The 2,644-nt window shown below is 69.3% G+C and carries 4 protein-coding genes; 2 read left to right on the forward strand and 2 right to left on the reverse strand.

The window, feature by feature from the left end; genetic code table 11:
* Positions 1–374 precede the first annotated feature (374 nt).
* A complete protein-coding gene (locus tag H537_RS0118890; RefSeq protein WP_028999073.1) occupies positions 375–875 on the forward strand; it encodes a hypothetical protein in 501 nt (166 codons plus the stop codon).
* On the forward strand, positions 872–1,441 hold the full coding sequence (locus tag H537_RS0118895; protein ID WP_051242986.1) for a GNAT family N-acetyltransferase: 570 nt from the start codon (positions 872–874) through the stop codon (positions 1,439–1,441). The genes H537_RS0118890 and H537_RS0118895 overlap by 4 nt, the downstream gene beginning before the upstream one ends.
* A 25-nt stretch (positions 1,442–1,466) precedes the next feature.
* Here the strand turns inward: H537_RS0118895 and H537_RS0118900 are convergent, their stop codons facing one another.
* Both H537_RS0118900 and H537_RS0118905 read right to left on the reverse strand, forming a co-directional pair.
* Positions 1,467–1,949, reverse strand: a complete 483-nt coding sequence (locus H537_RS0118900) for a hypothetical protein (protein WP_028999075.1) — start codon at positions 1,947–1,949, stop codon at positions 1,467–1,469.
* A gap of 67 nt (positions 1,950–2,016) precedes the next feature.
* The gene (locus tag H537_RS0118905) at positions 2,017–2,334 is read right to left on the reverse strand and encodes a hypothetical protein (RefSeq protein ID WP_028999076.1); all 318 of its coding nucleotides are present in this window, start codon (positions 2,332–2,334) and stop codon (positions 2,017–2,019) included.
* Positions 2,335–2,644 lie beyond the last annotated feature (310 nt).

Raw genomic sequence — 2,644 nt, forward strand, 5'->3', positions numbered from 1 at the left:
AGCCCTGCCTTGGCCATCGTGTAGGCCGCGGCGTTGCCCGAGGCACCCGCGCCCACCACGATCGCATCGAACTTTTCCTTGGCGTGCTTGGCCATTGTCGGGTTCTCCCTCTGATCCGCACCAGCGCAACATCTGTTGCACGCCCTCCTTCGCATGGAACGTGCCAAGCCACGCTCAGACGGAAAACGCCCGTGCCGCGGGCATTTCCGGGTGCTGGAAGAGCGATGAAAAGCTTTTGACCAGGGCCAAACAACGACAGCCCTGTCGGCTTTGTCGCCTATGCGACGCAGGACCGTCAGGCAGCGGCCTGGAGCGGCGGCTGGCACTGCACGTGCATGCAGGCGGCGACTGCCACAACGGACAAGCGCACGACGATGAACCTTTTCACCGGCAATGCTTCCGACGAGTTCTTTGGGGGCGAGGTCCCGGCCCCGGTGCGGGAGCTGCTGCACCAAGCGGCCGAGGCTGCTGCCGGCGAGCGCGCCGCGCTGCTGTGGACAGCGCAGGCGCTGTCGCCGGCCTGCCTGGCGATCTACTACGCGCTGTACAAGCACCACGCCGGGCGGCGCGAGTTCGAGCTGGCCGAACGCGCGGCCTGGCGCGGGCTGCAGGAGGCGGCGCGGCTGGGCGGGCTGGACAAGGACTGGCGCGCCGTCGTGCCCGCGCCGCATGTGTGCTTCAGCCAGGACGGGCCGCAGCGCTTCTGGCTCTTCACGCTCAAGGCGCTGTCCTTCATTCACCTGCGCAGCGAGCGGCCCGAGGTCGCGCGCGAGCTGCTGGCCAAACTGCACGAGCTGGATCCGCTGGCGCAGACGGGCAGCGAGGTCACGGCCTCGCTGCTGCAGGCGGCCGACGCTGCCCGCGGCGCAAGGTGAGCACCTCGGTCGTGTCCCTGGCGCGCGAGCTGCGCACGCCGCGGCTGCTGCTGCGCGACCCCCGGCCGGGTGACGCGGCGCTGGTGTTCAATCGCTGGGCGCGGGATGCCGAGGTGCTGCGCTACCTCGGGTGGCGGGCGCATGGCGACGCCGGCGCCACCCGCCGCATGCTGGACTGGGACAGCGCCCGTTGGCTCAAGCGCAGCGCCTGCACCTGGCTGCTGGTGCATGGCGACGACGGGCCCATCGGCCAGGTTCAGCTGGTGGCACAGTCCTTCGACCCGCCGGTGTTCCACTGGCGCCTGGGCTACCTGCTGGGGCGCTCGCACCAGGGCCGGGGCCTGATGCGCGAGGCCGTCACCGCGGTGCTGGACCATGCCTTCACGCAGCCCGCGCTCTGGCGGGTGGATGCCTTGTGCGACGTGGACAACGCCCCATCGGCCCGGCTGCTGCAGGCGCAGGGGCTTCGCTGCGAAGGACTGTTGAAGGCGCACACGTTGCACCCCAACGTGAGCGAGGCGCCGCGCGACGTGTGGGTGTATGCGCGAACGCGCGAGGTGACGTGAGCGCTTCGCGCCGTGCTCGGCGATCTCAGAGATCGTCTGCCAGCACTTCCGTGGCAATCAGTTGCGCGCGCAGCGCCCAGCGCGCACGCCAGCCGGAGCCGGCCCAGGTCGGGTCTTCCGCCCGCTCGAAAGCCGCGGTGGCTTCCGACTCGCTCCAGTAGACGCGGAAATCGCCGCGGGCGCGCAGGGCGGCCTCGCTGGCCTGCTCCGGCGTCACCGGCACTTCGCGGTAGGTGCCGGGCTCCTGCAGATGGTCGGCGCGGTACAGCGGCGTGTCCCAGCCGTACTCCTCGCCCATCGCGCAGATGCCGGGGAACTTCTCGTTCACGCCCGGCATCTCGGGCGTGGCATCGAACATGTCCAGCAGCTCGCGCGGGCTCGCGCAGTCGTGAATCTCCCACGCCTGCAGCGGATCTTCCGCCGCCACCTTGCGCAGCAGGTCGCCGCCGTCGTAAGCAAACCAGCACCGGGGCTCGGCCTGCTTGGGAATCTCAAGAACGAAAATCATGGCCAGGCCTCCAGGTTGTGCTTGCCGGCCTGCACGAGAGCGCTTGGGCGGTCGTGCAGGGCTGCTTTCACTCGGCGCCCTCGGCGAAGACCTTCTGCCATGCGCCCTTGCGCAGCCGTTCGTTGATGGCGTGCTGGGAGCCGTCGAACTGGTCGTTGGCGCGGCGCAGCGCAGCCTGCGCCACGGAGGCCTCAGCCATGGTCAGCGGAATGCGGCCGGCCACGTGCGTGGCCTTGGGCACCGCCTGCAGGATCGCCTGGCGGTTCGGATGTTCCTCGATGACGACCAGGGCGTCGCTCTCAGGCTGGCCATCCAGGCAGACGTAGCGTCCGATCACTTCGACCTTGCGGCCATCGAGCGTGGTCTTGACATGCACGGGTGTCATCGCAACCTCTCTCACGGAATCACGGACTGGGCGCCAGGCTCGTCATGGCCGGCCCGACGCCTTTTGAATCTTGTCCTCGCCGCCGCGTGGCGGCAGGCGAGGGTCGGGGAGAGGCGAGCAGCCTTCCTCTCCCCTGCTCTTCTCCCGCTGGTGCAGGCCAGGAGGATGCAGCGCTGGATCAGCGGATGATGTCGTAGCTGTAGTCAGTCTTGCCCGGGACGATGGTGTTGGCGTCGAGGGTTTCGAAGAACTCGTCGAGCAGCATCGTGAGCAGGCGCAGGCCGCCGTCGTAGCCCCAGGTGGGGAAGCG

This window comes from Azohydromonas australica DSM 1124 (assembly GCF_000430725.1).
GTDB lineage: Bacteria > Pseudomonadota > Gammaproteobacteria > Burkholderiales > Burkholderiaceae_C > Azohydromonas > Azohydromonas australica.